At 62.8% G+C, this 26,875-nt stretch carries 21 protein-coding genes and 1 pseudogene; 18 read left to right on the top strand and 4 right to left on the bottom strand.

Annotated elements, in window-relative coordinates; genetic code table 11:
- The first annotated feature begins 63 nt into the window (after positions 1-63).
- From argS to RW095_RS36190, 6 genes are all read left to right on the top strand, one after another.
- A complete protein-coding gene (gene argS / locus RW095_RS36215; RefSeq protein ID WP_317020540.1) occupies positions 64-1,866 on the top strand; it encodes an arginine--tRNA ligase in 1,803 nt (600 codons plus the stop codon).
- A gap of 61 nt (positions 1,867-1,927) precedes the next feature.
- Entirely contained in the window at positions 1,928-2,755 is an 828-nt protein-coding gene (locus RW095_RS36210) for an SPOR domain-containing protein (RefSeq protein ID WP_317020539.1), read from the top strand.
- 187 nt (positions 2,756-2,942) lie between these two features.
- The gene (locus RW095_RS36205; RefSeq protein ID WP_317022792.1) at positions 2,943-3,581 is read left to right on the top strand and encodes a thiol:disulfide interchange protein DsbA/DsbL; all 639 of its coding nucleotides are present in this window, start codon (positions 2,943-2,945) and stop codon (positions 3,579-3,581) included.
- 16 nt (positions 3,582-3,597) lie between these two features.
- Positions 3,598-4,371: an SDR family oxidoreductase gene (locus RW095_RS36200; RefSeq protein WP_128594161.1), complete on the top strand. Its 774-nt coding sequence runs from the start codon at positions 3,598-3,600 to the stop codon at positions 4,369-4,371.
- Positions 4,372-4,374: 3 nt separating this feature from the next.
- Entirely contained in the window at positions 4,375-5,193 is an 819-nt protein-coding gene (locus RW095_RS36195; RefSeq protein WP_317020538.1) for a cobalamin-binding protein, read from the top strand.
- 245 nt (positions 5,194-5,438) lie between these two features.
- Entirely contained in the window at positions 5,439-7,025 is a 1,587-nt protein-coding gene (locus RW095_RS36190; RefSeq protein ID WP_317020537.1) for an ABC transporter substrate-binding protein, read from the top strand.
- Positions 7,026-7,110: 85 nt separating this feature from the next.
- Here RW095_RS36190 and RW095_RS36185 read toward each other — a convergent pair whose 3' ends face one another.
- Entirely contained in the window at positions 7,111-8,181 is a 1,071-nt protein-coding gene (locus RW095_RS36185; protein ID WP_317020536.1) for an MBL fold metallo-hydrolase, read from the bottom strand.
- Positions 8,182-8,306: 125 nt separating this feature from the next.
- On the opposite strand from RW095_RS36185, the gene RW095_RS36180 reads away from it, so the two are divergent.
- From RW095_RS36180 to RW095_RS36145, 8 genes are all read left to right on the top strand, one after another.
- The gene (locus RW095_RS36180) at positions 8,307-8,720 is read left to right on the top strand and encodes a MerR family transcriptional regulator (protein WP_317020535.1); all 414 of its coding nucleotides are present in this window, start codon (positions 8,307-8,309) and stop codon (positions 8,718-8,720) included.
- A gap of 223 nt (positions 8,721-8,943) precedes the next feature.
- Positions 8,944-10,818, top strand: a complete 1,875-nt coding sequence (gene aceK / locus RW095_RS36175) for a bifunctional isocitrate dehydrogenase kinase/phosphatase (protein ID WP_317020534.1) — start codon at positions 8,944-8,946, stop codon at positions 10,816-10,818.
- Between the two features lie 98 nt (positions 10,819-10,916).
- Complete coding sequence (gene can / locus RW095_RS36170; protein ID WP_027780080.1) at positions 10,917-11,693, top strand: carbonate dehydratase; 777 nt, start codon at positions 10,917-10,919, stop codon at positions 11,691-11,693.
- Positions 11,686-12,894: an acetyl-CoA C-acetyltransferase gene (locus RW095_RS36165; protein WP_317020533.1), complete on the top strand. Its 1,209-nt coding sequence runs from the start codon at positions 11,686-11,688 to the stop codon at positions 12,892-12,894. Before can ends, RW095_RS36165 begins: the two co-directional genes overlap by 8 nt.
- A gap of 46 nt (positions 12,895-12,940) precedes the next feature.
- Positions 12,941-13,618, top strand: coding sequence for an SDR family oxidoreductase (locus RW095_RS36160; protein WP_128589633.1), 678 nt, complete (start codon positions 12,941-12,943; stop codon positions 13,616-13,618).
- 12 nt (positions 13,619-13,630) lie between these two features.
- A complete protein-coding gene (locus RW095_RS36155) occupies positions 13,631-14,767 on the top strand; it encodes an acyl-CoA dehydrogenase family protein (protein WP_110405448.1) in 1,137 nt (378 codons plus the stop codon).
- Positions 14,768-14,774: 7 nt separating this feature from the next.
- Positions 14,775-15,242 (top strand): YchJ family protein, encoded by a 468-nt coding sequence (locus RW095_RS36150; RefSeq protein WP_317020532.1) that lies wholly within the window; start codon positions 14,775-14,777, stop codon positions 15,240-15,242.
- A gap of 802 nt (positions 15,243-16,044) precedes the next feature.
- Positions 16,045-17,349 (top strand): dienelactone hydrolase family protein, encoded by a 1,305-nt coding sequence (locus tag RW095_RS36145; protein WP_317020531.1) that lies wholly within the window; start codon positions 16,045-16,047, stop codon positions 17,347-17,349.
- Positions 17,350-17,542: 193 nt separating this feature from the next.
- Here the strand turns inward: RW095_RS36145 and icmH are convergent, their stop codons facing one another.
- Together icmH and tssM are read right to left on the bottom strand one after the other, a co-directional pair.
- Positions 17,543-18,895: a type IVB secretion system protein IcmH/DotU gene (gene icmH / locus RW095_RS36140; RefSeq protein WP_317020530.1), complete on the bottom strand. Its 1,353-nt coding sequence runs from the start codon at positions 18,893-18,895 to the stop codon at positions 17,543-17,545.
- Between the two features lie 33 nt (positions 18,896-18,928).
- Positions 18,929-20,838: pseudogene (gene tssM / locus RW095_RS36135) on the bottom strand (type VI secretion system membrane subunit TssM); the annotation flags it as partial.
- 429 nt (positions 20,839-21,267) lie between these two features.
- Here tssM and bioA point away from each other — a divergent pair.
- From bioA to bioB, 4 genes are read left to right on the top strand one after another with little or no spacing between them, the layout of a single operon-like run.
- A complete protein-coding gene (gene bioA / locus RW095_RS36130) occupies positions 21,268-22,629 on the top strand; it encodes an adenosylmethionine--8-amino-7-oxononanoate transaminase (protein ID WP_317020529.1) in 1,362 nt (453 codons plus the stop codon).
- Positions 22,629-23,813, top strand: a complete 1,185-nt coding sequence (bioF, locus tag RW095_RS36125) for an 8-amino-7-oxononanoate synthase (RefSeq protein ID WP_317020528.1) — start codon at positions 22,629-22,631, stop codon at positions 23,811-23,813. The genes bioA and bioF overlap by 1 nt, the downstream gene beginning before the upstream one ends.
- Positions 23,810-24,538: a dethiobiotin synthase gene (gene bioD / locus RW095_RS36120; protein WP_317020527.1), complete on the top strand. Its 729-nt coding sequence runs from the start codon at positions 23,810-23,812 to the stop codon at positions 24,536-24,538. The genes bioF and bioD overlap by 4 nt, the downstream gene beginning before the upstream one ends.
- A 35-nt stretch (positions 24,539-24,573) precedes the next feature.
- Entirely contained in the window at positions 24,574-25,680 is a 1,107-nt protein-coding gene (gene bioB / locus RW095_RS36115) for a biotin synthase BioB (protein WP_317020526.1), read from the top strand.
- An 86-nt stretch (positions 25,681-25,766) separates the two neighbouring features.
- On the opposite strand, the gene RW095_RS36110 is transcribed toward bioB, so the two are convergent.
- Positions 25,767-26,792: a sulfate ABC transporter substrate-binding protein gene (locus tag RW095_RS36110; RefSeq protein WP_317020525.1), complete on the bottom strand. Its 1,026-nt coding sequence runs from the start codon at positions 26,790-26,792 to the stop codon at positions 25,767-25,769.
- Positions 26,793-26,875 lie beyond the last annotated feature (83 nt).

Here is a 26,875-nt window from a genome sequence, read left to right as displayed (position 1 = left end):
GCCTGCCGCGCGGCCGGCGCCTCTTCCGCATCACCGGATTGCCTCACTGGACTCGCAACAAGCATGCTGCCCGCACATAAACATACTCTCGAAACACTGCTCGCCGACACGGTGAAGCAGGTAGCTCTTGCCACGCAAGGTGCGGCCGAAGCCGCGTTCGTGTCGCCCACCATCGCGCTGGAGCGCCCCAAAGTCGCCGCGCACGGCGACGTCGCGTGCAATGTGGCGATGCAACTCGCCAAGCCGCTTCGCTCCAATCCGCGCCAGCTCGCGCAGCAGATCGTCGACGCGCTGCTCGCCCAGCCGCAAGCACAAGGACTCATTGAAGCCGCCGAAGTCGCGGGGCCCGGCTTCATCAACCTGCGCCTCGCCGCCACGGCCAAGCAGGCCGTGATCGCCGCCGTGCTCGCCGAAAAAGAAACGTATGGCCGCTCGCAACGCGACGCCGGCAAGCATGTGCTAATCGAATTCGTGTCGGCGAACCCGACGGGACCGCTGCACGTCGGCCACGGCCGCCAGGCCGCGCTCGGCGACGCGCTGTCGAACGTGCTCGCGTCGCAAGGCTGGGACGTGCATCGCGAGTTCTATTACAACGACGCCGGCGTGCAGATCGCAACGCTTGCGCTGTCCACCCAGGCGCGCGCACGCGGCCTCGCTCCGGGCGACGAAGGCTGGCCGGCTTCCGCGTACAACGGCGAGTACATTGCCGACATCGCGAAAGACTATCTGAACGGCGTCACGGTATCCGCGAGCGACGGTGAACCCGTCACCGGCGCGGGCGACGTCGAAAACCTCGAGGCGATCCGCCGTTTCGCGGTCGCGTATCTGCGCCGCGAGCAGGACATGGACTTGCAGGCGTTCGGCGTGAAATTCGACCAGTACTATCTGGAGTCGTCGCTTTACACAGAAGGCCGCGTGGAGAAGACGGTGCAAGCGCTGATCGCCGCGGGCAAGACCTACGAGCAGGAAGGCGCGCTGTGGCTGCGCACGACCGACGACGGCGACGACAAAGACCGCGTCATGCGCAAAAGCGACGGCACGTACACGTACTTCGTGCCGGACGTCGCGTATCACGTCGCGAAGTGGGAGCGCGGCTTCACGAAGGTCATCAACATTCAGGGCTCCGATCACCACGGCACGATCGCGCGTGTGCGCGCCGGTCTGCAAGGCCTCGGCCTCGGCATTCCGAAAGGCTACCCGGACTACGTGCTGCACAAGATGGTCACGGTCATGCGCAACGGCGAAGAGGTGAAGATCTCGAAGCGCGCGGGCAGCTATGTGACGGTGCGCGATCTGATCGAATGGTCGGGCGGGGCGACGCCGGGCTCGGAAGCCGCAGTCGATCTGATCGACGAAGAAACGATTCGCCGTGGCCGCGACGCCGTGCGTTTCTTCCTGATTTCGCGCAAGGCCGACACCGAGTTCGTCTTCGACATCGACCTCGCGTTGAAACAAAATGACGAAAACCCCGTGCACTACGTGCAGTATGCGCATGCCCGGATCTGCTCGGTCATAGCCGAATGCAAGGCCCGCTACAGCGGCGACCAAAGCGCTGACGAAAGCGCGCTTGGCAGCGTCGACCTCGCGCCGCTCACGAGCGAGCGCTCAATGGCTTTGCTGAACAAGCTCGCCGAGTTCCCGGACATGCTTCAACATGCCGCCGACGAACTCGCGCCGCACGCGGTTGCGTTCTATCTGCGCGACCTCGCCGGGGAATTCCACTCGTTCTACAATGACAGAGCCGAGCGCGTGCTGGTCGACGATGCAACCGAACGCAATGCACGCGTCGCGCTGCTTGCGGCCACGCGTCAGGTGCTCGCCAACGGTCTTGCGATCATCGGCGTCTCCGCTCCAGTCAAGATGTAAGTCCTCCGGCGCAACATGTATGCGGCCGTCGCTATAATCGGCGGCCGTTCCAGGATTCTTTTTGCAGGTAATTCGTACGATGGCAAAACCACGCCGCACAACAAAGCAATCGAAACAAACCGGGGGCACTTTTCTCGGCATCGTGCTGGGCCTGATCGTCGGCCTTGCGATCGCGGTAGTGGTGGCGCTGTATATCACCCGTGCGCCTACGCCGTTCGTCTCGAAGGTCGCGCCGCCTGCCGCATCTGATTCGAGCGCGAGCCAGGCGCAATACGATCCGAACCGTCCGCTGCAAGGCAAGACTCCGGGCCAGCCGGTGCCGCAAGCGGCGCAACCCGCGCCGCCGAATACCGCGCCTGGCCAGACCAACTCGCAGACGCAGTCTGGCATGCTGGAGCAGCCTCAGATCATCGAAGTGCCGCCGACTATCGGCAATAATCCGAACGCTAACGCGAACGGCAGCGCGGTCGCTCCGAAGCCGGCTCAGGATAACGGCAGCAGTACCACCGCAGCCGCGCCTGCGAAAAAGCCGCAAGCCACTAGCGCGCCGGCAGCCACGGCCGCGGGTTCCGCGCCCAAGAGCACGTCGTCGGCCACGGCCGCGAACGGCAAGCCGGGTTCGGGCGCAGCCCCGGCTCCGGGCGACGCGAACACGGGCTACTTCCTGCAAGTGGGCGCGTACAAGACCGCCGCAGACGCCGAGCAGCAACGCGCGCGTCTCGCGTTCCAGGGCTTCGAGTCGAAGGTCACGCAGCGCGATGCGGGCGGCGTTACGTACTATCGCGTGCGTATCGGACCGTTTTCGAAGTTCGAGGACATGAATGCGAACCGTCAGCGCCTGTCGGACGCGGGCGTGGACACAGCGGTAATACGCTTCACCAAGCAATAAACAGCGAGTGATCCGCCGGCATGCGCCGCCGCCGAACTATCGGTGCGCGGCACCTGTCACAAGAATCGCAAGCACGATAAGCATGATTGAGCACGACGGACGATAGAACCGTCCAATGCCGATTCTAAAAACGGTGACGGGCATTTGCGTGGCGCCACTGTTTTACGCCTACCTGGGTCAACAAAACATGAAAAAACTGCTGAGCATTCTGTTCCTCTCGCTGGGGCTCGTCGCGGCCACCGCGCAGGCATCGCCGTCGGCGCCGGTCGCGGGCAAGGACTACACGGTGTTGCCGAGCACGCAACCCACCGACGTACCCGCCGGCAAAATCGAAGTCACCGAATTTTTCTGGTACGGCTGCCCGCACTGCAACGAATTCAACCCGTACCTCGAAGCATGGGTGAAGAAACAGGGTGCGGACGTGGTGTTCAAGCGCGTGCCGGTTGCCTTCCGCGACGACTTCATTCCGCATTCCAAGATGTATCACGCGCTCGACGCACTCGGCCTCGCCACGCAACTCACGCCGAAGGTCTTCAACGAAATCCACGTCAACAAAGACTATCTGCTGACGCCTGAAGATCAGGCCAAATTCCTCGCGAAGAACGGCGTCGATCCGAAAAAGTACATGGACGCGTACAACTCTTTCTCGACGCAGAGCGCGTTGCAGAAAGACAAGAAGCTGCTCGACGACTACAAGATCGACGGCGTGCCGACTGTCGCGGTTCAGGGCAAGTATGAAACCGGCCCGGCCGCGACCAATAGCCTGCCTGGCACCGTGCAGGTGCTCGACTACCTGGTCCAGCAGGTTCGCGCAAAGAAGATGTAAAGCCCGAGGCGCCGGAATGAGTTCACCGCTGAAAGTTTTCATTACCGGCGCGTCAAGTGGAATCGGCCTCGCGCTCGCCGCCGAATATGCGCGGCGCGGCGCGATTCTTGGCCTCGTTGCCCGCCGCGGCGACGCCCTTGCCGCCTTTCAGCGGTCTCATCCGCAGAACTCCATCTCCATTTATTCCGTCGACGTCCGCGACGCCGAGGCGCTCGCCGATGCGGCCGCGCAGTTCATCGCGCAGCACGGCTTGCCGGACATCGTGATCGCCAATGCAGGCGTGAGCCGCGGCGCGGTCACCGGACAAGGCGACCTGCGCACCTTCCGCGAGGTGATGGACGTCAACTACTTCGGCATGGTCGCCACATTCGAGCCGTTCGCGGCGCCCATGATCGCGGCGAGGCGCGGAACGCTGGTCGGCATTGCCAGCGTCGCGGGCGTGCGCGGCTTGCCGGGCTCGGGCGCGTATAGCGCGTCGAAAACCGCGGCGCTGAAGTATCTCGAAGCGCTGCGTGTCGAGATGCGTCCGCTCGGCGTCGGCGTCGTCACGATCGCGCCTGGCTATGTGCGCACGCCGATGACCGCGCACAATCCGTACACCATGCCCTTTCTGATGGACGCGGATCGCTTTGCCGCCAAGGCCGCGCATGCGATCGAGCGTCGCACGGCTTACGCTGTGTTTCCTTGGCAGATGCGTGTTGTGGCAATGCTGCTGCACATCGCGCCACGCTGGCTCTACGACCGCGTGTTCGAACGCGCGCCGCGCAAGCCGCGCGCTATCGTCGAGTAAATCATGTCACTGCGTGCGGTCGATGCAACCGGCGTCGCGCACGAGCAAGCGGGTGCCGGCGCGCGCATCGTCTCGCTGGTGCCGAGCATTACCGAACTCTTGTTTGCTCTGGGCCTCGAACCGCAGATCGTCGGGCGTACCGGCTTTTGCGTGCATCCGCGCGACAGGGTTCGCAACGTGCCCAAGGTCGGCGGCACGAAAGCGGTGAATGTCGAAGCGATTCGCGCGCTGCAACCTACGCATCTGATCGTCAATGTCGACGAGAATGAGCGCGGCACCGTCGAGCAGTTGCGCACCTTCGTGCCGCATGTCGTCGTCACGCATCCGCAGACACCGCACGACAACCTTTCGCTATACGCGCTGCTGGGTGCGATTTTCGATCGGGATAAAGAAGCGCAGCGTCTCGCCGCAATGCTTGAAGCGCGTCTGCACGAGGCCGCCTCACGTGCGTTTGCAGCGCAAAACGTGCTGTATCTGATCTGGCGCGAACCCTGGATGACCGTCGCGCGCGACACTTACATTTCCGCGATGCTGCGCCTCGTGAACTGGCATACGCTGCCCGACGTGCAAGGCGGAAGCGCAGGCGCGGCCCGCTATCCGGCGTTCGATTTCGACCGCTCGCCGTGGCTTGCCGGCGTCGACCGTATTCTGCTTTCGAGCGAGCCGTATCGCTTCACGCAAGCTCATTGCGATGCGCTCAAACGCGATCGGCGAGTGGCCGGCAAGCGCATTGAGTTGATCGATGGCGAGATGGTGTCGTGGTACGGCGTGCGCGCTATCGAAGGCATCGCTTATCTGGTGAAGCAGGCCGCGGCCGCATAAACGCGCGGCGCCGATTCCATATGAATATGCGGATTATGTTGTTGTCGCCGCAACTGCCCTTCGATAAGCTTTCGCGAAGGCCGGCGCGCGCGTGGTCCGGCAGGTTGGTCCGGATTAATGGCGACCATGCGCGAGCGCTGGAAACGTATCAAAATGAAGTCGACGGCCACGCCGCCGTCGCCCGTCAACGGAACATAACCAGAAACCAGACGCACTGCCTGACTGCGCTTGTTATCGGAGATCTTATGCGCTTCAAACTGCTCGCAGCCGCCGTACTGTTCACGGCGCCCGCGCTCGTGCTCGCCAAACCGCTGACCGTCTGCACCGAGTCGAGCCCCGACGGCTTCGACGTCGTGCAGTTCAACTCGCTCGTCACGACGAATGCGTCGGCTGACGTGATTTTCAATTCGCTGGTCTCATACGACGAAGCCGCAAAGAAAGTGGTGCCGTCGCTAGCCGACAAATGGGACGTGAGTGCGGACGGCCTCACCTATACGTTCCACCTGCGCCCGAACGTGCAGTTCCAGACCACCGACTACTTCAAGCCGAGCCGGCCGCTGAACGCCGACGACGTCGTCTTCACGTTCGACCGCATGCTCAACGACAGCAACCCGTGGCACAAGGTGGCGGGCGCGAGCGGCTTCCCGCATGCGCAGTCGATGGGATTGCCGAAGCTCATCAAGTCGATCAGCAAGGTCGACGACAACACCGTCAAGTTCGAACTGAACGCACCGGACGCGACCTTCGTGTCGATCCTCACCATGGGCTTCGCCTCGATCTATTCCGCTGAGTACGCGGATCAGTTGCTGAAGGCCGGCAAGCAGGTCGACCTGAACTCGAAGCCGATCGGCACGGGTCCGTTCGAACTGAAGAGCTACACGAAAGACGCGGTGATCCGTTATGACGTGAACCCGTCCTACTGGGGCGCGAAACCGAAGATCGACCGCCTGATCTACGCAATTACGCCTGACGCCACGGTGCGCGCGCAGAAGGTGAAAGCGGGCGAATGCCAGATTGCGTTGTCGCCGAAGCCGCAGGATCTAGTCGACGCGAAGGGCGACAAGTCGCTCGCCATCGTGCAGACGCCTGCATTCATGACCGCGTTCGTCGCGTTGAACACGCAGAAGAAGCCGCTCGACAATCAGAAAGTGCGCGCCGCTCTGAACATGGCGTTCGACCGCAGCACGTACCTGAAGACCGTCTTCGACAACACCGCAACGCCGGCGGTGAATCCGTATCCGCCGAATACGTGGAGCTACGACAAGGCAGTGAAGGCTTGGCCGTACGATCCGACGAAGGCCAAGAAGCTGCTCGCGGACGCGGGCTATCCGAACGGCTTCGAAACAACTATTTGGGTGCGCCCGAACGGCAGCGTGCTGAATCCGAATCCGAAGGCCGGCGCCGAACTGCTGCAAGCGGACTTCGCGAAGATCGGCGTGAAGGCGGAAGTGAAAGTGATCGAATGGGGCGAACTGATCAAGCAGGCCAAGCAAGGCCAGCATGACTCGCTATTCATGGGCTGGGCCGGCGACAACGGCGATCCGGACAATTATCTGTCGCCGCTCTTTAGCTGCAACGCGGTGAAGTCGGGCATCAACTTCGCGCGCTTCTGCAATGAGGATCTCGACAAGCTGATCGCCGACGGCAAGTCCACGCCGGACCAGGCCAAGCGCGCGAAAGCGTATCAGGCCGCGCAACAGATCATCCACGACCAGGCGCTGTGGATTCCGCTCGGCTATCCGACCGCCGCGGTTATCACGCGAACCAACGTGAGCGGTTATCACGTGAGTCCGTTTGGACGACAGAATTTTGCGGCGGTAGCAGTGCAGTAGTCACTCGCTGTGCTCTGAGACATAGAAAAGGCCCGGATGCGAAAGCACCGGGCCTTTTTATCGACATCTCAGATCAGGCGAACCGTCACGCCGAAAACCGCATCACCCCGTCCGCATCGAGCCTACGCTTTAACGCGCCTGCCAGCCACAGCAGATGCAAGTGCGCGAGCGCCTCGCCCATCGCGAACGTCAACTGGTGAATATCGAGCTCGCGCTTGAACATCAGCGGAACGATATCCGCTGCGCTTTGCGGCTTTTGCGCACACGCCTCGCGGACTTCGGCGAGACGCGCATCGTGATGCTCGCGCAACTGCCTCACGCGCGTACGCACACCGCGAAACGGCTTGCCATGCGACGGCAGCACGAGCGTTTCTTCAGGCATGGCTTCGTAGCGCGCAAGCGATTCCAGATACAGCGCGAGCGGCGAGCCCTCTGGCTCCATCGCGAACACCGACACGTTCGTCGATATGCGCGGCAGAACCATGTCGCCGGAGATCAGCACGCCGGTCTCCTCGCAATGCAGCGCGCAATGCTCCGGCGAGTGGCCAAAGCCAGTCACCACGCGCCACGTCTTGCCGCCGATCCTCACGGCATCCGCTTCGCGCAAGCGCCGGTATTGGTCCGGGACTTCAGGCACCAGGTTCGCGTAATAGTTCTGGCGGCTGCGCAGTTTTTCGAGCGACGCCTCGTCGGTCACGCCGTGCATTGCAAAGTGGCGCGCGGCGCCCTCGCCGCCCGCGTTCGAGCCGTCGCCCGCCGCCATTACGCGGGCCTGCATGTATTCGCCGAGCGTCATCCATAGCCGGGCGTTCCAGCGCTTCTTGTCGCCGCCGTTGCAAACCCAGTGCGCGAGACCGACGTGGTCCGGATGGCAATGCGTGACGATCACGCGCAGCACCGGCAAACCGCCGAGCACCGACTCGAACACTGTCTCCCAGCTCTCCCTGATCGCATCCGACGCGATCCCGCAGTCGACCACCGTCCAACCGTCCTGGCCGTCGATCTGATCGCGCAACAGCCAGAGATTGATGTGGTCGAGCGCAAACGGCAGCGGCATGCGTAGCCAGAAGACGCCGCGCGCGACCTCCTGCGCGTGGCCGGGTTCGGGCAATGTGTCTTTGAACGGATAGTCGAGTTGATGTTCGAGCGCATTCATTTCGGATGTCTTCCTCCACGCGTTTCGCGTACTTGCAGCAGGTTGCATTCAACCCGAGTTGACGATAACGTAAACGTCGATTCTATCGTTCAATCCGATTTTTTGCCCGGCTACTGAATGTCCCGATGAACACGCAATACACGATCACCGAGCTCGCGCGTGAGTTTGACGTTACGCCGCGCGCTATCCGTTTCTACGAAGACCAGGGTTTACTCTCGCCGAGCCGCGAAGGTTCGAGCGGCTTGCGGCGCGTCTACTCGGGTCGCGACCGCACGCGGCTCAAATTCACGTTGCGCGGCAAACGGCTCGGCTTCACCCTCTCCGAGATTCGCGATTTGCTGGACGTATATGAATCGCCGACCGACACGGTCCCCCAACTGCAAGCGTTTCTCGCCACGGTGGCGCGTCATCGCGACGTGCTGGAGCGCCAGTTGGAAGACCTCAACGCGACGCTCGAAGACCTCGCGCAATATGAAGCTCAAGCGCGAGCGCTGCTCGAGAGCGGCACGCACAAAGCACGTGAAGCCAAGCCCGCGTAAGCAAGGCAGCGAACCGTCGCCCGAGCCTATTTTTTGCTGCAAGTTGAGTCGTTTAACGAGGCGGAACAGGAGCATTGAGCGGAGTTAGTCGGAAAAGTCGGCGAGTCCCCGGCAACGCCAACGCGGCGGCGGGTCACCAACCGGTTGGCGCAATGCGTCGAGGGCGCACTCGAACGATACAATCACGGGTGTCTTCACGACATGAGACGAATGCACGGTCGACATGAATCACTTCCCCAAACTGTTGTCGTCGCAAATCGGCTTTGACGTCGCGGAAACGCTGCTCGAAGGATTCAACCGGCACTACCGGATCTTTCGCGACGCGGCGATCCACGCCAAGGCGCTGTTCGAAAGCGGCGACTGGCACGGCCTGCAAAAGCTAGCCCGCGAGCGCATTACTTCATACGACGATCGCGTTGAAGAATGCGTCGCGCTGCTCGAAGACGAGTACGACGCGGAGAATATCGACAGCGAAGTGTGGCAACAGATCAAGCTGCACTACATCGGCCTGCTGACCACGCATCGTCAGCCTGAGTGCGCGGAAACGTTTTTCAATTCGGTCTGCTGCAAGATCCTGCATCGCTCGTACTTCAACAACGACTTCATTTTCGTGCGCCCGGCGATCTCGACCGAATACATCGAGAACGACGAGCCCGCAGCAAAGCCGACCTACCGTGCGTACTATCCCGGCAAGGACGGCCTTGCCGCCACGCTCGAGCGCATCGTCACGAACTTTCAGCTGGAACCGCCGTTCGAAGATCTGACGCGCGACGTCGGCTGCGTGATGCAGACGATTCACGACTCGTTCGGTACGTTCGACGAAGCGCCGAACTTCCAGATTCATGTGCTCTCGTCGCTGTTCTTCCGCAACAAGTCGGCGTATATCGTCGGCAGAATTATCAATGGCGATATGCTGCTGCCGTTCGCGGTGCCGCTGCGCCATGTGCAGCCCGGCGTGCTCGCGCTCGACACCGTGCTGCTCAAGCGCGAACAGTTGCTGATCATTTTCAGCTTCTCGCACTCGTACTTTCTGGTCGATATGGAAGTGCCGTCCGCTTACGTGGAATTCCTCGGCACCATCATGCCGGGCAAACCGAAGGCGGAGATCTACACGTCGGTCGGCTTGCAGAAGCAGGGCAAGAATCTGTTCTATCGCGACTTGCTGCATCACCTGTCGCATTCGAGCGATCAGTTCATCATCGCGCCGGGCATCAAGGGGCTCGTGATGCTGGTGTTCACGCTGCCCTCGTTTCCGTATGTATTCAAGCTGATCAAGGACAACTTCCCGCCGCCGAAGGAAACCACTCGCGCGAAGATCCAGGAGAAGTACCAGCTCGTCAAACGGCACGACCGCCTGGGCCGCATGGCGGACACGCTCGAATATTCGAGCGTCGCGCTGCCCCTTTCGCGGCTCGACGAGGCGCTCTTGCGCGAACTGGAGAAAGAAGTGCCGTCGCTGCTCGAGTACGACGGCGACAATCTCGTGATTCGCCATATGTACATCGAGCGCCGCATGGTGCCGCTCAATCTGTTCCTGCAAAACGGCAGCGACAACGACGTCGATCACGGCATCAGGGAATATGGCAACGCGGTGAAGGAACTCATGCAGGCGAACATTTTCCCCGGCGACATGCTGTACAAGAACTTCGGCGTGACGCGCCACGGCCGTGTCGTGTTTTACGACTACGACGAGATCGAATATCTGACCGATTGCAACGTGCGCGCGGTGCCCGCGCCGCGTAACGAGGAAGACGAAATGTCGGGCGAGCCGTGGTACTCGGTCGGCCCGCACGACATTTTCCCGGAGACGTATGGCACTTTCCTGCTCGGCGACCCACGCGTGCGCCGCTCGTTTCTGCAGCATCACGCCGACTTCTTCGATCCCGCGCTGTGGCAAACGCATAAGAATCATCTACTAAAAGGCGAATTGCCCGATTTTTTTCCGTACGACAGCAGCGTGCGCTTCTGCATCCGCTATCCGGAACGCTTTGCCGATGGGACATTCAACGCATCGAATGGATCGAACAAATCCAATGAACCGAATGCCCAGGACGCCGCACTAGCGCCAGCAGACGAGCGCAGCGTGAGAGTCGCATAGCTAGTTGCCCGCACGCCGCATGCATGACGCCTGTATGACACCGAATTTAACGTAACGACCCCGGCCGCTCAACGGTCGAATAACCGCCAAGACGCTTAATGAACACGAACGCTTCCAACCCTGCTCACCCGCTCGCTCATCTGTTCGACAACAACGACGCGTGGGTCGCCCGCAAATTGTCCGAAGATCCCGAGTATTTCTCGCGCCTTGCGCATCAGCAGACGCCCGAGTATCTGTGGATCGGCTGCTCCGATTCGCGAGTGCCGGCCAACCAGATCATCGGCTTGCCGCCGGGCGAAGTCTTCGTGCATAGAAACATCGCAAACGTAGTGGTGCACACGGACCTGAACTGTTTGTCGGTGATCCAGTTCGCCGTCGATCTGCTGAAGGTCAAGCACATCATGGTGGTCGGCCACTATGGCTGCTCGGGCGTGGGCGCGGCTTTGCACGGCCGTCGCGTGGGTCTCGCGGATAACTGGCTGCATCATGTGCAGGACGTGCGGGCGAAGCATGCCGCGCTGCTCGACGAATGGCCGCTCGGCGAGGCGCGTCACCGGCGTCTCGTCGAACTGAACGCTCTCGAACAAGTGGTGAACGTGTGCCGCACGACCATCATCAACGATGCATGGGCGCGCGGCCAGGAACTGACCGTGCACGGCTGGGCGTACGGCGTGCACGACGGCAAGGTGCGCGACCTCGGCATGACGATCAACAACGCGGCCGCGCTCGATGAAACTTACCAGCGTTGCGTCGCAGCCGTGTCGGCAAGCCGCGCGCATCAGGCGGACAACGACGTGGTCGCCGCCGATGCGGCCCAGCTTGGCGACGTGCCGGCTATCGTCGAAGGTGTGATCAAGGAGCTAAAACATGAGTGAGACAAACATGAACGGCACAACGGCTGATCCGATTGTGATCGTGAGCGCGGCGCGCACGCCGATGGCAGCGTTTCAGGGCGACTTCGCGTCGCTGACTGCGCCGCAACTCGGCTCGGTGGCGATCGAAGCCGCTGTTCAACGCGCGGGCCTCAAGCCCGAGCAGATCGACGAGGTGGTGATGGGCTGTGTGCTGCCCGCCGGCCTCGGCCAGGCGCCTGCACGACAGGCCGCGCTCGGCGCCGGCTTGCCGCTTGCAACGGGCAGCACCACGGTCAACAAGATGTGCGGCTCCGGCATGCGCGCGGCGATGTTCGCGCACGACATGCTGGCTGCCGGCTCGGCCGACGTAATCGTCGCGGGCGGCATGGAGAGCATGACGAACGCGCCGTATCTGTTGCCGAAGGCGCGCGGCGGCATGCGCATGGGTCACGGCCAGGTGATCGACCACATGTTCTACGACGGCCTCGAAGACGCCTACGAAAAAGGCCGCCTGATGGGCACGTTCGCGGAAGAATGCGCGGCCTCGTTCGACTTCACGCGCGACGCGCAGGACGCATTCGCCGTCGAATCGCTGAACCGCGCGAAGCGCGCGAACGAAGACGGTTCGTTCACATGGGAAATCGCGCCGGTGAAGGTTGCGAGCCGCAAAGGCGAAGTAACCATCGACCACGACGAACAGCCGTTCAAGGCGAACCTCGAAAAGATTCCTACGCTCAAGCCCGCTTTCAGCAAAACCGGCACGGTGACGGCAGCGAACTCGTCGTCGATTTCGGACGGCGCCGCGGCCCTCGTGATGATGCGCGAATCGACGGCAAAGCGTCTCGGCGTCGCGCCGATTGTGCGCGTGGTCGGCCACTCGACTTTCGCGCAGGAACCGGCGAAGTTCACCACCGCGCCGGTCGGCGCGATTCGCAAGCTGTTCGAGAAGAACGGCTGGCGCGCCGACGAAGTCGATCTGTACGAAGTCAACGAAGCGTTTGCCGTGGTGACCATGGCCGCGATGAAGGAGCACAAGCTGCCGCACGACAAGGTCAACGTGCACGGCGGCGCATGTGCGCTCGGCCATCCGATCGGCGCATCGGGCGCACGTATTCTCGTCACGCTGATCGGCGCGCTGAAAAAGCGCGGCGGCAAGCGCGGCGTCGCGACCCTGTGCATCGGCGGCGGCGAAGCGACTGCGATGGGTATCGAACTGATTTGACGCGTCGTACGCACGCTCAAGCGTTTCACTTAGTCCGAGGTGAATCATGAAGACAGTGTTGATCGTCGGTGCATCGCGCGGCATCGGCCAGGAGTTTGTCCGGCAGTACAAACATAGCGGCTGGCGCGTGCTCGCCACCGCGCGCGACGGCGCAGCGCTCGACACGCTCACTCAGCTCGGCGCGCAAACCTATTCCGTCGACGTGACCGAGCCGGAGGATATCGCCGCGCTCGGCTGGAAGCTCGACGGCGAGCATGTGGACGTTGCCATCGTCGTGTCGGGCGTGTACGGCCCGCGCACCGAAGGCATTGAAACCATTACCGCCGAAGACTTCGACCATGTCATGCACACCAACGTGCGCGGCCCGATGCAACTGATGCCGATCCTGCTGCCGCTCGTCGAAGAAACGGGCGGTGTGCTCGCGGTGATCTCGAGCAAGATGGGCAGCATCGGCGACACGAGCGGCACGAGCGGCTGGCTGTATCGCGTGAGCAAGGCGGCGTTGAACGACGCGCTCAAACTCGCGTCGCTCGACGCGCAGCGCGCCACGTGTGTGTCGCTGCATCCCGGCTGGGTGCAAACCGATATGGGCGGCGCGCAGGCGGCGATCGACCCTACGCGCAGCGTCGCCGGCATGCGCGAGGTACTCAAGCAGGCCGCCGCCTCGCGCGAAGCGTTCAATGGCCGCTTTTATCAATACGACGGCACGCCGCTGGAATGGTGAGGAGACACGCTTATGGTGCTTGATCAGGACCACCTGATGGTCCGCGACGCGCTGCGCACATTCGTGCGCGAAGCAGTCACACCGTACGCGGCGACGTGGGATCGCGAGCGCACGTTCCCAAAGGACGTTCACCGTCAACTCGCGGAGCTCGGCGCATACGGTGTGCTGGTGCCCGAAACCTACGGGGGCGCCGGCATGGACGCGCTTGCGCTCGCGCTGATTCTCGAGGAAATCGCCGCGGGCGACGGCGGCACATCCACGGCGATCTCCGTGAACAATTGCCCCGTATGCAGCATTCTGCTGACTTACGGCAACGACGCGCAAAAGCGTGACTGGCTCACGCCGCTCGCGCGCGGCGAAATGCTCGGCGCGTTCTGTCTGACCGAACCGCAAGCCGGCTCGGACGCGTCGGCGCTGCGCACCACCGCCACACGTGATAAAGACGGCGACGCTTACGTGCTGAACGGCGTCAAGCAGTTCATCACGAGCGGCAAGAACGGCAACGTCGCGATCGTGATGGCCGTCACCGACAAGGCGGCGGGCAAGCGCGGCATCAGCGCGTTTATCGTGCCGACCGACAGCAAGGGTTACGTGGTCGCGCGCGTCGAAGACAAGCTCGGCCAGCATTCGTCGGACACCGCGCAGATCATCTTCGAGGACTGCCGCGTGCCGGCCGCGAATCTGATCGGCGCGGAGGGAGAGGGTTATCGCATCGCGCTCTCGGGGCTCGAAGGCGGGCGCATCGGCATCGCTGCGCAAAGCGTCGGCATGGCCCGCGCCGCGTACGAGGCTGCGTTGACCTATGCAAAAGAGCGCGAGAGCTTCGGTCAGCCGCTTTTTTCGCACCAGGCGGTGCAGTTCCGTCTCGCCGACATGGCCACGCAACTGGAAGCGGCGCGTCAGTTGATCTGGCACGCGGCGTCGCTGAAGGACGCCGGTCAGCCGTGTCTCACCGAAGCCGCAATGGCGAAGCTGTTTGCGTCGGAAGCCGCCGAGCGCATCTGTTCAGCGGCGCTGCAGATCCACGGCGGCTATGGGTATCTGAGCGACTTTCCGGTCGAGCGGATTTATCGTGACGTACGCGTGTGCCAGATCTACGAAGGCACGAGCGACATCCAGAAGATATTGATCGCGCGCGGTCTGGGCTAGGAGTTCGATGGGATCGATGAGTTCGATAAACAAGCACAAGTCGTCCACGCAGCGACCCGCCGACTGTCCATGCGGCGGCGCGGCTCCCGGCCAGGCGAGCGCCGCAAAAGCGCCGCGTTTCGCGCAGTGCTGCGGCCGTTACATCGACGGTGGCGAGGTCGCGCCGCGCGCACTGGAACTGATGCGCTCGCGTTACAGCGCTTATGTTGTCGGCGCAACGGACTATTTGCGCGCGACCTGGGCGCCACAAGCCTGCCCCGCCGATCTGGACGCGGACGTGTCGGCGCCTGACGCTCCTCGCTGGCTCGGACTGCAAATCAAGGCGTTCGAGGAGATCGACTCGCGTCACGCGACTGTCGAGTTCATCGCCAGATACAAGGTTGCGGGCCGCGCGCACAGGCTGCATGAGTTGAGCCGCTTCATTTGCAACGACGACGGACGCTGGCTCTACGTCGACGGCGATGTGAGCGGGTAGCTTTCAGCGCCTTTCCCGGTATTTCGCCGCGCAGCAGCGGACAAGGCGCCGCAATTGCATATGGCCCTATAGCAACGCCATTTCGTTGTGTTGGACTGACACCACAGCCCGCGCCTTCTCTTTGCTTGCCGCGCGCTGTGGCGCCTCGCGACGGCTCGCTAGCTCCCTCTTAACAGGTCTGCCGGGAAGCCCTTTTATGGGCCGCAGATAGCCTCGTTCGTTCTCGATCTACAGGGGCCCCTCATCGAGTCCCTTCGCAGCCCTTACCGGCCCCTTGACCAGCCGGTTCGCGGGCCGCGTCTCTGTCCCCATCCCGCCTCTCCGTACCGCCTAGTCGCACGCCAATTCAGGGCCACATTTGCCCCACCAGCCGCGCCTGCGGCCAGTTTGCGCCCCGCCAGACGGGCGCCCGCGACGCGGCAAATTTTTCGTCGCGGGTTCTCCTTGATTGCACAAAACAAAATTGTCGTGCCAGGATGAGGCCGTAGCTTCATGACGACGCGATGCGAGGACCAGTCGGTAAGGGTTCCGCAAGCCGCGCCGGCGCTTGGCCGATAACCAGATACAAAGGGTTGCGGCCGCGGCGCCCGGCGGCAGACGTGGCGTTCATCATCGACGCGTGGGGTCGCGTCGGCCGTTGGGTTTATCCCGTGCGATCTCGATTGACGTGCGTGCGCTTAGCGCAATGCGTACGTGAGCATCTTTTTGTTTGTCGCAAACGTGCACGAAAGGCGAATGTCAGCCGCGTGTTTCGATGAACGGACATGAGATGTCCAGGCAGTCTTTTCAGGCAGGTGCGTGAATGGTGTTGAGCAAGGTCCTTACGAAGTGTGCGGCGATTTGTGCAGCGGCCATGTGCGCTGTCGCAGTCGCGCAGGCGAACCCGCTCGCGGACGCCCAGCCCGGACCCCTCGCCCGCGCGCAGGTGCCGCGCATTGCGCTCCAGGACGACGTTTATCTGCCCACCGCGCGCCTGAACCAACAGATTATTCGCATACCCGTCGATGCCGACGGTGACATCACGCTTCAAACAACGGTCTACAAGCCGGACGGCGCAGGCCCGTTTCCGATGATCGTCTTCAATCACGGCAAGATTCCCGGCGATCCGCGCATGCAGGAGCGCAGCGACCCGCTGCCGTTCGCGCGCGAATTCGTGCGCCGGGGCTATGTGGTGGTAGCGCCGAACCGCCAGGGCTTCGGCCAGTCGGGCGGCGTCTATCACCAGGACGGGTGCGACGTGGAAAGCAATGGCATGTCGCAGGCTGGCGACGTCGCGGCCGCCGTCGACTACATGTCGAAGCAGCCCTACGTCGACGCGTCACATATCGTGGTGGCCGGCACGTCACACGGCGGTCTCGCTACGTTGGCCTACGGCACACAGGCCGCACCGGGCGTGCGCGCGTTGATCAACTTTTCGGGCGGCTTGCGGCAGGACGCGTGCGGCGACTGGCAAGGCAACCTGACACGCGCATTCGGTGCGTACGGCGATAAAACGAAAGTGCCGTCGCTGTGGATGTACGGCGACAACGATTCAGTGTGGAATGCGCCGCTCGTGGCCGGAATGTACGCGGCGTACGTAGCGCACGGCGCGAGCGCGAAGATGGTCGACTACGGCAGCTACAAGAACGACGCACATCGGCTCGTCGGCGACCGCGACGGCGTGCATGTATGGTGGCCGGCCGTGGAGGCCTTCCTCGCCCGCGTGGGCATGCCCACGGGCGTGCAATACCGTGTATCGGACCCGTCGGCGCCGAAGGCGAGCGGCTTTGCTTCAGTGGATGCCATCGACGCCGTGCCCTACGTCGATGAAGCCGGGCGCAACGGATACCGCAACTTCCTGCATCAGTATCCGAGCCGCGCGTTCGCGGTGTCCGACACGGGCGCATGGTCGTGGGCCGAGGGCGGCGACGATCCGATGTCGGTCGCGATTGCGAATTGCCAGAAGCAGAGTTCGGCGCCTTGCCGGCTGTACGCGGTCGATAACTCCGTCGTTTGGGGAGATCAGGGATCGCGCACGGCTGATAACAATTCGGGGGCCGGGGCTTCTGATCGTTCTTCCCTTTCTTCTGCCGACGAAGCGCGGCGGGCGATTGCTAGTCGCGAATAGCCGCCCACGACGACGTGTGATGTCGTCTCGAACATTGCTGACCGAGCATGCGCCTGTCGGTGTTCCGGCCGGCCGTCGATCAGCTTTCGTTGCCGCCAGACGTGCCGACCATCAAAGCTGCTCGCTGTCGAACGAATGCTTTTTAGTCATTCACACTTAGCCATGCCGGCTCTCTCTGACCGTGAGCGTGGTCCTACGTCGACACCCAGATTTCCACCCGCCGGTTTCTCGACCGGCCCTCGGATGTTTCATTGCTCGCGACCGGTTCGGCATCGCCTTTCGCGACCATCTCGATCCTGTCCGCCGGCACGCCCGCGGCGACCAGCATCTGCCTCACGGTGGTCGCGCGCGCCAGTGAGAGCGCCTCGTTGGACGCGAATTGTCCTCTGTCTGCCGGCAGATTGTCGGTGTAGCCCGTTAGACGAATCTGCCCGGATGCACCGGCCAACTCCTGTCCCGCAACGGCAATGAATGGACTGACCAGCGCGTTGACGCTAACCTCGCCTGGCGCAAACATGTCGCGAAAGCTCAGCGTAACGGCCGTTTGGCTCGCGTTTTCGTCGACGTCCACGACGCCGGCTGCGATCGCGTTGTGCAGACGTGCCTCGAGCTTGCCCGTCAGTGCATGAACGGAGGGAGCGGTGTGCGCCGCCGTACGCGTGTCGACCGCGGGCCTGTCCCGAATCGATTGCTTCTGGAATGTGTACCCGGCGCCAGCAAGCGCGGCGACGGTGACGGCAATGGTGATGGTGATGGTGATGGTGACGACGATCAGCGGGCCGATGATCAGCCATGGCCGGCGCCTCTTCTTTACCGTCGACGTCATTTCATAACTCAATTGCGCCTCGGTCTGAGGTTCAGGCTTTGAACCCGCAACCGTGGCAACCGTGGCAACCGTGGCAACCGTGGCAACCGTGGCAACTCGGGCAACTCGGGCAACACTGGCACCATGCTCGGCGGGCGATCCGTGCGCTGCCGCCGCACGATGAACACGCTCGCGAACCGCAGCCAGCTTCCTTTGACCATCGGGCTCGAAGCGATAGCGTCCCTTGAACCCCAAGTCGAGAATGTGCCGGATCACCTCGATCAGGCAACGATGCTTGTGCGGATCCAGCATGGCTTGCCCGGCAATCCGGAAGACGCCATCGGCCCCCTGCCGGTCCAGTCCAAACTCGACGGCAAGACAGTTGGAACTCCAATCGGCAGTGGTCGCGCCACCTTGCCCCCAATCCTTCTGCATTGCGACTTCGTCGAGCGCAGCGCAAAGGCAGTAACGCGCGTCACGAACATGATCGGGACGTAACCGAAGTTCGGCGCAGAGCTTCCCGAATATCCTGAGCTCACACGCGAGACCCTCGCGCCAGCGCACCACCTCCTCGGCGTTCAGCTTTGCGGGCGTATGAGCCAGCGCATCGAGCAATACCTGCGCCGCTTCGAGCAGCGGGTTGTGAGCCCGCCGGGCCGCCTCCATGCGCAGATGAAACGGCAATGGCGAGGGGACGCCCTCGTGCGTCGGCGGCCGCGGTCGTGCGGATAAGGTGGTCATCTCCGTTTCGCGTGTATTCGCTGCGTCATATGTTTAGCGGGACGCGCCGGGAACGGCACCGGCAGGCGGCAACGCCGGCGGCGGACCACTGTCGGTCAGAGTGAACACAGGCATTGAACTGGGGCAACGGAACGTTTTCAGCACGTCGCTCGTCAGTGGATTGGCGACACTCCCCGCGCTCGCGATGTCGAGCACGGCCTTGCGTCCATCGAAGTCGAAAGCGATGCGCGTACGGCCGGGCGTCGCCGTCTCTATCGCATGGCCCTTTTGAGCCAGACGCATCAGCGCCCACGGTCCGTCGGTTGAGATCGTCGACGTATCTGGCCGGATCCGCGGACTGGCGGTCATCTCCGCGTGCACGCCACCGCGGGGCCCGGGCCAGGCCAGCCCGAACGGCTGTACGGGTCCGTGCTGGTAAAGCATGGTCTGGCCGTCTATGTCGACCATCAGCCCGGTGATCGTCGGATCCAGCTCGGGAATCTGGATATTCGCCTTCCACCCAAGCTGTTTCTGACCCGCCTCGCCGAAGAACACGTCACGAATCGCCTTCGCGTGCTCGAAGGGTTCGAGACCCGGTCCTTGAACGGCATCCGTGGCGCCCGGCAGCGTCCGGTAACGCCATGGTCTCGCCGATGTATCGACGAACGGCGCCAGCGTTTTCGTGAAAAAATCGTCGATGACGCCACCCTGAGCGAACACCCGCGTGAAGTCGTCGATACTGACGTCACGCGGACTGTCTTTCGCGAAAGGATAGTTGCCCTCGATGGTGAGCCGGCAGACATCGCCGACCACGGCCTGCATCTGCCGCGACAGGAGCTGGCCGATGCCGTGGTTCACCTCCTGCGAGCCTTGCTGCGCCAGTTGCAGCAGGACGTAACGGAACGGCGCGGGCATCGTGCCCGCGGCCATCTTGAGCCTCGCGGCGACGTCGCTTGCAGGCGGCATGCTGTTGTTGGTAAGCGCGTTGTCCGCCACCGTGAGCGCGGTGTAGTAGTCGTTGAGGATGTTCGCCACACCATCGAGCCCGGTCTTGCCCGCCTGCGCGGAAGCCGGCGGCGCGCCCGGCGCGCTTGTCGGCGAATCGGTATTGCCGGTGACGACCTCACGAAGCGCGGCGAAATGGCTGTCGACAAGTTCGCGCTCGGTACGCTCCTCCGACCGTATGCCGAGCGCGCTGTCGGTTTTCTGCACGACCTGCCCAGTCGCTTTTTGCAGCAGCGAACCCTCGGCCGACGCAACAGGCTGCGCCAGCGTGGTTTCGTGGACCGCAGCGCGCGCAAGGAGCGACAGCGGCGAGTCCGGCGCTGCAAAGCTGCGCAACACCTGGAGATTGAATGCAAGGCTAGTACCGCTGACTGTGCGGATATCGCCGAGAAACGCATCCCATTGCTGCGCGTATTCGCTCAGATATTGCCGGCGGATCGCCTCGGTCAACGGGTCGTTCGCGCCCGTCGCGGAACTCACAATCTCAAGCGTTTTTTTTGAGCATCACCGAGTAACGAACGGCCCATCACCCATGCATCGTCGTCGCGCGCGAGCTGTACGAATTCCGGTAGCCGCTTGTCGAACACGTTGCGATAGCCGTCGAACGTGAAAATACCTGGCACTCCGCGCGAAAGCGGCGTGCCGCTCGCGCGAGTGAACACCGTACCCGCCTGCGGGCCGACCGCGCGCAGCAGCGTAAACTCGTCGGGCGCCTCTTTTTGCATGGCCGCCTTGGCGCGCTCATAGAGCCGTTCAGTAGCATTGCTGCTGTCGAGGAAAGAACGCGCTTGCTGAATCAGCGCGTCGTTGTGCACGAACGGCGACTCAACCGTGCGCGAGCCGGAGAAGAGCTGCTGCACATGATCCACCATCGACGCCCGGCCTCCAAACACAGCCGCGCTATCGGTCCTGGCCCAGTCGTCGAGCACCCACGCCTTGACGTCGTCGGCACTGAATCTGCCAACGAAACGCACAGATCAGCGAGTATATCCGTCGCAATAACAAAAGCTTCTTATCGAGCCGACGCGAACTTCGACGACCGCGCCACAAGACCTAAACGGCACGCTCCAGTCCCTCCAACCGCCTCGCGCCCCTCCTCCCTTCCTAACACCCCAATTACTTTTCCGTCGCCAACTCCCCCCAAAAGCGACCTTCAGACCCAAACCCAAACCACCTGCCGCGAACCCCGCCGAACCCCAAAGCCTCAGCCAAAACGCACCGCCCCACCCCTAGTGCAAAGCCCGAAATAAACCGCTAATCTCGACCCCGCACGCTAGCCGGGAGGGCCGCGCGCAGCGCAAAAAACGACCACGCGCCGCGCCCCAAAAACCATACAAAAACATACAAAAACCAAACCGCAGCGGCAAAAAAGCACCTCGGAGTACCTCTTGGAAAATTCAGCAACATCGCCAACATCGACTGAAGACTGGATCGCCCGCAGCCTGGGCGCGGTCTGGCATCCCTGCACGCAGATGAAGCATCACGAGCGCCTTCCACTCGTGCCCGTCGCGCGCGGTCAAGGCGCGTGGCTCTACGACCGCGCCGGCCATCGGTATCTGGATGCAATCAGCTCGTGGTGGGTCAATCTGTTCGGCCACGCAAACCCGCGCATCAACGCGGCGCTCAAGGATCAACTCGATACGCTCGAGCACGCCATGCTTGCCGGTTGCACGCATGAACCCGCCATCGAACTCGCGGAGCGCCTCGGTGCGCTCACCCACGGCACGTTGGGTCACGCATTCTTCGCGTCGGACGGCGCATCGGCAGTCGAAATCGCGCTCAAGATGAGCTTCCACTCGTGGCGCAATCGCGGTTTCGCCGACAAGCAGGAATTCGTGTGCATCGCGAATAGCTACCACGGCGAGACCATCGGCGCGCTCGGCGTCACAGACGTCGCGCTGTTCAAGGACGCCTACGACCCGCTGATCCGCAACGCGCACGTCGTCGCATCACCCGACGCACGTCTCGCGAAACCAGGCGAAACGGCCGCGGACGCCGCACGTCGCGCGCTCGACCACGTACGCGCGCTCTTCGAAGCCCGTGCCACGAAGATCGCCGCGTTGATCGTCGAGCCGCTCGTGCAATGCGCGGCTGGCATGGCCATGCACGACGCTTCGTATATCGCCGGCTTACGCGCGCTGTGCGATCAATACGGCGTGCATCTGATCGCCGATGAAATCGCCGTTGGCTGCGGACGCACGGGCACCTTCTTCGCGTGCGAACAGGCCGGCATCTGGCCGGACCTCTTGTGCCTCTCCAAAGGTATAAGCGGTGGCTATCTGCCGCTTTCCATAGTGCTCTCGCGCGACGAAATCTTCGAAGCCTTCTATGACGACGACACCGCTCGCGGCTTCCTGCACTCGCATTCGTACACCGGCAATCCGCTCGCGTGCCGCGCGGCGCTCGCCACGCTCGATCTGTTCGCGACCGACAACGTGCTCGCGGCCAACGCGCAAAAGTCGGTAAAGCTGAAGGCCGCGCTCGCGCCGCTAGCAGAGCATGAACAAGTGCGCAACCTACGGCAATGCGGCACCATCATCGCCTTCGACGCGGCAATCGAAAATCCACAGCATGCCAAAACATTCTCACGCCGCTTTTTCGAAAACGCGTTGCAACGTGAACTGCTGCTGCGCCCCATTTCGACCACGGTTTATCTGATGCCTCCATACATTCTCGACGACGACGAACTGGCGCTGCTCGCCTCGCGCACTCGCGAAACATTCGAAGCAACGCTCGCGCAGGTCCGCTAATGCATCTACTCGACAAACTCTCAGAGGGGCTGAAGGAAATCGACGAACGCGGCCTGCGCCGTCGACGCCGTACGGCCGATACGCCCTGCGCCGCGCACATGACAGTCGACGGACGCGAGATCATCGGCTTTGCGAGCAATGACTATCTCGGGCTCGCCGCGCATCCGCAACTGATCGCGGCCATCGCCGAAGGCGCGCAACGCTATGGCGCGGGCAGCGGCGGTTCGCATCTGCTTGGCGGCCACTCCCGCGCACACGCGCAACTCGAAGACGACCTGGCCGAATTCGTTGGCGGATTCGTGGATGCACCGCGCGCGCTCTATTTCAGCACCGGCTATATGGCGAATCTCGCGACGCTCACCGCGCTCGCGGGCCGCGGCACGACGCTCTTCTCCGACGCGCTGAATCACGCGTCGCTGATCGACGGCGCCCGTTTATCGCGGGCAGACGTGCAGATCTATCCGCACTGCGATATGGAAGCGCTCAGCGCGATGCTCGACGCGTCAGATGCGGATGTCAAAGCGATCGTCTCCGACACGGTGTTCAGCATGGACGGCGATATCGCACCGCTGCCGCGTCTGCTTGAACTCGCGGAACAGCATGGCGCATGGTTGATCGTCGACGACGCGCATGGTTTCGGCGTGCTCGGTCCGCAAGGCCGCGGCGCCGTCGCAGACGCCGCGTTGCGCTCGCCGAATCTGGTTTCGATCGGCACGCTCGGCAAGGCGGCGGGCGTGTCGGGCGCGTTCGTCGCCGCGCATGAGACGGTGATCGAATGGCTCGTGCAGCGCGCGCGTCCGTATATTTTCACCACGGCTTCCGCACCCGCGGCGGCGCATGCGGTTTCCGCGAGCCTGCGCATTATCGGCGGCGAAGAAGGTGATGAACGCCGCGCGCATCTGCGGCAATTGATCGAACGCGCGCGCGCGATGCTCAAAAGCACGCCGTGGATTCCAGTGGATTCGCACACCGCCGTGCAGCCGCTCGTGATCGGCGCGAACGAGGCGACGTTGGATATTGCGGCCTCGCTCGACCGCGCCGGTTTGTGGGTTCCCGCAATCCGTCCGCCGACCGTGCCCACCGGCACATCGCGCTTGCGCATATCGTTGTCGGCCGCGCATTCGCATGCGGATCTCGACCGGCTGGAAGCCGGCTTGCAACAGGCAGGAGCGCAAGCCGTATGACCAACACGAACTCTGCACTGTCGCTGTTTGTCACCGGCACCGATACTGAAATCGGCAAGACGTTCGTCTCTTGCGCACTGTTGCGCGGCTTCGTGCACGAAGGTCTGCAAGCCGCCGCGATGAAGCCGATCGCTGCGGGCGCGTTCGAATTGAACGGCGAACTACATAACGAAGATGCGGATCAGCTCGACGCCGCTTCAAACGTGCTGCTGCCGTCCGCGATGCGCACGCCGTATCTGCTAAAGGAGCCAGCGGCGCCGCATATCGCGGCCGCGTTGGAGAACGTCACCTTCGATATCGACCATATCGTCGCTTGCCATGCGCAGGCGTTGCAGCGCGCGGACGTCGTGGTAGTGGAAGGCGTCGGTGGCTTCCGCGTGCCGTTGACCACCACGCACGACACCGCCGATCTCGCCGTCGCGCTGAAGCTGCCGGTCGTGCTGGTGGTCGGCATGCGCCTCGGCTGCATCAGCCACGCGTTGCTCACCGCCGAGGCCATTGCCGCGCGCGGGCTGACGCTCGCCGGCTGGGTAGCGAATCGCGTCGATCCGGACATGACTTTCCCCGACGAAAACATCGCGGCGATCCGCGAGCATCTCGCGCGGGAGCACGGTGCGCCGTTGCTCGGCATCGTGCCGCATCTGCGCCCAGCCGCGCCGGAACTCGCGGCTGATCAGCTCGACATCAGCATGCTATTGCAGACGCTGCGTCACGCGCAGCGCTGAATCAACCAACACATCCATTCATGAGGATTGAACACATGACGCAACTGAACATCGCCACCGCGCCTGCTGAAACGGCCGCCGCCAACAATGCCAACGCCAACGCCAATGTCGATGCGGCGGGCAAGCAACTCGCGCGCTGGCGCGTTTCCGATATCGTCGCGTTGTATGAACTGCCGTTCAACGACCTGATGTTTCGCGCTCAGCAAACGCATCGCGAGCATTTCGATGCGAACACCGTACAACTGTCGACGCTCCTTTCGATCAAGACCGGCGGCTGCGAAGAAGATTGCGCGTACTGCCCGCAGTCGGTGCATCACGATACCGGCCTGCAAGCCGACAAGCTGATGCCGGTCGACGAAGTGCTCGCCGCCGCGAAGGTCGCCAAGGAAAACGGTGCGACGCGCTTCTGCATGGGCGCCGCGTGGCGCAATCCGAAAGACCGCCACCTCGAGCCGATCAAGGACATGATTCGCGGCGTGAAGGCGATGGGTCTCGAAACCTGCGTGACGCTCGGCATGCTCGAAACGCACCAGGCGCAGCAACTGCGCGAAGCAGGCCTCGACTACTACAACCACAACCTGGACACGTCGCCGGAGTTCTACGGCCAGATCATTTCGACGCGCACATATCAGGACCGTCTCGACACGCTCGAACGCGTTCGGGACGCCGGCATCAACGTGTGCTGCGGCGGCATCGTCGGATTGGGCGAGTCGCGCCGCGAACGTGCGGGACTGATCGCGCAACTGGCGAACATGGACCCGTATCCCGAATCGGTGCCGATCAACAATCTGGTGCAAGTGGAAGGCACGCCGCTGACGGGCACTGAATCGATCGATCCGTTCGAATTCGTTCGGACGATCGCGATTGCGCGGATCACCATGCCGCGCGCGATGGTGCGCCTGTCGGCCGGTCGTGAGCAGATGGACGAAGCGTTGCAGGCAATGTGCTTCCTCGCCGGTGCGAATTCGATTTTCTACGGCGATCAGTTGCTCACCACGAGCAATCCGCAAGCGGAAGCGGACCGCAAGCTACTCGAACGTCTCGGCATTCGCGCCGAAGCCGCGCAGCACATGCCGCTCGATAAAAGCGGCTGCGAGCATGGTTGTGAACATGAGCAATCCGCACACGCCGCGACAAACTAGGCACACCGACCGCGCGCTATAAAAGCCGCGCAATAAAAAGGCCGCTTCGATCTCGAAGCGGCCTTGTTCATTTCCAGCCGGGAAAATTACTTCTTGTCGACGATGATCTGATCGAACGTCCCGCCGTCCGAGAAGTGTGTTTGCTGCGCTTTCTGCCAGCTGCCGAACATTTCTTCGACGGTGAACGTCTTGATCGGCTTGAACTCGGCGGCGTGCTTCGCGAGGACGTTCTTGTCACGCGGACGCAGATGATGTTGCGCGATGATCTCTTGCGCGGCCGGCGACCATAGATAGTCCAGGTAAGCCTGCGCCTCCTTGCGCGTGCCGCGCTTGTCGACCACCTTGTCGACGACCGACACCGGCGGCGCGGCAAGCAGGCTCACCGACGGATACACCGCTTCGAAATTGCCCGCGCCCACGCCGGTATTCATCAGCGCGACTTCGTTTTCGAATGTCACCAGCACATCGCCGATGCCGCGCTGCGTGAACGTCGTCGTTGCGCCGCGGCCGCCCGTGTCGAGCACCGGCACATTCTTGAAGATCGCTTTTTCGAAGTCGAGCGCCTGTGCGTCGCTGCCGCCATGCTGCTTGCGATAACCCCATGCGGCCAGATACGTATAGCGTCCGTTGCCCGAAGTTTTCGGATTCGCGATCACCACTTGCACGCCGGGCTTGGCCAGATCGTCCCAGTCCTTGATCTGCTTCGGATTGCCCTTGCGCACGAGAAACACCATCGTAGTCGTGTACGGTGCGCTGTCGTCCGGCAGACGCGTGCGCCAATTGGCGGGGACCAGTTGACCCTTTTCGGCGAGCAGGTCGATGTCGTTCGGCTGATTCATCGTCACGACATCCGCCTGCAAGCCCTGCAATACCGACAACGCCTGCGCGCTCGACGCGCCATGCGACTGGCGGATCGACACGCTCTCGCCGCTCTTCTGCTTGTACGCGGCGATGAAGCCGGCATTGATGTCCTTGTACAACTCGCGCGTCACGTCGTACGACACGTTCATCAACGACGTCTCTGCGTGCGCTGCCGACACGCCGCCGAGCGCAAGCGCGATTGCCGTGAAGCCCGCCGCCAGCCAGCGCGTTGTCCCCGTCCTGTCTGCCATGTTGTCCCCGCTATCGATGATAAAAACCTGTGGCCGCGCAATTGCGCAGCGTGAAGCGGGATTCTAGCGGATCGCCTCCGCGC

The organism is Paraburkholderia kirstenboschensis (assembly GCF_032806925.1).
Classification (GTDB): domain Bacteria; phylum Pseudomonadota; class Gammaproteobacteria; order Burkholderiales; family Burkholderiaceae; genus Paraburkholderia; species Paraburkholderia kirstenboschensis.
Note: the sequence above shows the minus strand (reverse complement) of the source record. Positions and strands in the feature narration are given on the sequence as shown.